3 protein-coding genes (1 of these 3 running past the window's edge) are annotated in these 2,209 nt (G+C 54.5%); 2 read left to right on the top strand and 1 reads right to left on the bottom strand.

The features are described from left to right. On the bottom strand, positions 1-173 hold the 5' portion of the coding sequence (locus tag QVO51_RS10960) for a glutamine synthetase III (RefSeq protein ID WP_441295906.1). It extends 157 nt beyond the left edge of the window; 173 of the gene's 330 nt are visible here — the first part of the coding sequence; the start codon lies at positions 171-173; the stop codon falls past the left edge of the window. 648 nt (positions 174-821) lie between these two features. On the opposite strand from QVO51_RS10960, the gene QVO51_RS03480 reads away from it, so the two are divergent. Both QVO51_RS03480 and QVO51_RS03475 read left to right on the top strand, forming a co-directional pair. Continuing rightward, positions 822-1,919 (top strand): class II glutamine amidotransferase, encoded by a 1,098-nt coding sequence (locus tag QVO51_RS03480; protein ID WP_022357255.1) that lies wholly within the window; start codon positions 822-824, stop codon positions 1,917-1,919. Further along, positions 1,919-2,209, top strand: a 291-nt coding sequence (locus QVO51_RS03475; protein ID WP_288167812.1) for a 4Fe-4S binding protein, incomplete at its 3' end; no start/stop codon positions are given. The genes QVO51_RS03480 and QVO51_RS03475, both read left to right, overlap by 1 nt.

Genomic DNA, 2,209 nt, shown 5'->3' with positions numbered 1-2,209 from the left:
GTGACCCCGGTCATGGGCTGGAACCAGTGGGTGAAATGGGTTGCGCCCTGTTCCACCGCCCAGTCCTTCATGGCGCTTGCCACCACGTTGGCAATGTCAAGCTCCAGGTGGGTGCCCTTTTCCATGGTCTTGCGCAGGGCACGGTAAACATCCCGGGGCAGCCGATCCAGCATCACGGCGTCATTGAATACCTTGCTGCCGAACAGGCTGTGCATATCGGTCTGATCCATCGCCGTCCGCCTCCTTTCTGCATCATATCTGTGATCAAGAATGGAACAGCAAATAAAAAAAGGCACTGCGAACCCTTATCGGTTCACAGCGCCTTTGCTGTTCATGCTTGTATTATAGCATCCGGGAGCCGGATTGTCAACACCTTTTTTTCAATTCATGGAAAATTACTAAAATGCACGGTTTTTTGCCGGGTTTCCTTGTCGAAGTTCTACGAATCGTGCAGAAATTTGTGCTCCGGTGTTGACATTTTCAGATTCGTGGATTTATAATAGAGGCATGAACAAAGGAGTTCATTGCGCAGCATGCGTACTGCCCTCGGGCGGTGTGTCCTGTGCAATGAGCTCTTTTTTGTTATGGCAACACCGCACAAAGAATGTGTGGTAGATGTGCCAACAGATTTTTCGTCAGATTGCATAGAAACGACGCAGGAATACTGTCGTATTTCAAGGAATTTTTGTGTGATATGACGGAAAATTCGTCAGCAGATGCTGCGCATAGCCGACAGGCGGGCTTTGTGCGGTGTTGCCTTATCCCTGCACGGACGTAGAAGGAGAGCGGCTGGCGCAGGCATCAATAAGGAGGTTACGGCTATGAGTTTACCAAGAGAAGGAGAGGTCCGGATCCCGTCCGGCTGTGCGGTATCCGGCATGTTTTCAAAATCAGGCAAACGGATGAACGGCGAGCAGATCATCCGTTCCATTGAAGTGATGCATGACCGCTCCAACGGTCTGGGGGGCGGCTTTGCTGCCTACGGCATCTATCCGGAATACAAGGAGTATTACGCATTCCACATTTTCTATGATGACAGCTCCACCAAGCAGGAGTGCGAGCGGTTCCTGGAGCGTCACTTTGACATCATCAACCTGTCCAAGATTCCCACCCGGAAAATGCCCCAGATCACGGACGTGCCTCTGATCTGGCGGTACTTCGTGACCCCCCTGCCCACCAAGCTGGCGGAGAGTCAGCTGGATGAACGGGAATTCGTGGCAAAGTGCGTGTTCCACATCAACACCCGGATCAAGGGCAGCTACGTTTTCTCCAGCGGCAAGAACATGGGCGTATTCAAGGCAGTGGGCTTCCCGGAGGATGTGGGCAGGTTCTACCGGCTGGACGAATACGCCGGCTACTGCTTCACCGCCCACGGCAGATATCCCACCAATACCCCGGGCTGGTGGGGGGGCGCACATCCCTTCGCCCTGCTGGATTACACGGTTGTCCACAACGGGGAGATTTCCTCCTATGACGCAAACCGCCGTGCCATTGAAATGTACGGCTACAAATGTACTCTCCAGACGGATACGGAGGTCATTGCCTATATCATCGACTACCTGCACCGGAAGCAGGGGCTGAACTGGCAGGAGATCTGTTCCGTCATCGCTGCTCCCTTCTGGCAGACCATTGCGGGCATGCCGGAGCAGGAGCGGGCAAAGCACGAGTACCTGCGGAATGTGTTCGCATCCCAGCTGATTACCGGCCCCTTCTCCATTCTGGTGGGCTTCAACGGGGGCATGATGGCGCTGAACGACCGACTGAAGCTCCGGAGCATGGTAGTGGGCGAAAAGGATGATATGTTCTACGTTGCCAGCGAGGAGTCGGCGATCCGGGTCATCCAGCCGGAGCTGGACAAGGTATGGTCTCCCAGGGGCGGAGAGTGCGTGCTGGTTACACTGGAAGGAGGTAAGGCGTAATGGCTATCAATTTTCTTTACCCGGACTATGAAGTAGTCCGCAATCAGGATCGGTGCATCGGCTGCCGTGTCTGTGAGCGGCAGTGCGCCAATGAGGTGCACAGCTACAATGCGGAGCTGGACAAAATGCTGTCCGACGAGACAAAATGCGTCAACTGCCACCGGTGTGTGACCCTGTGTCCCACCCATGCGCTGAAGATCGTCAAGAACGATCACACCTTCAAGGAAAATGCCAACTGGAGCGGCAAGACCATCCAGGAGATCTACAAGCAAGCCGATACCGGCGGGGGG

Source organism: Ruminococcus sp. CAG:379, from assembly GCF_000434255.1.
Classification (GTDB): domain Bacteria; phylum Bacillota; class Clostridia; order Oscillospirales; family Ruminococcaceae; genus Ruminococcus_F; species Ruminococcus_F champanellensis.
Note: the sequence above shows the minus strand (reverse complement) of the source record. Positions and strands in the feature narration are given on the sequence as shown.

Coding starts and splice junctions, on each gene's coding strand:
- QVO51_RS03480 (WP_022357255.1), top strand. CDS start 822: ATGAGTTTACCAAGAGAAGGAGAGGTCCGGATCCCGTCCGGCTGTGCG.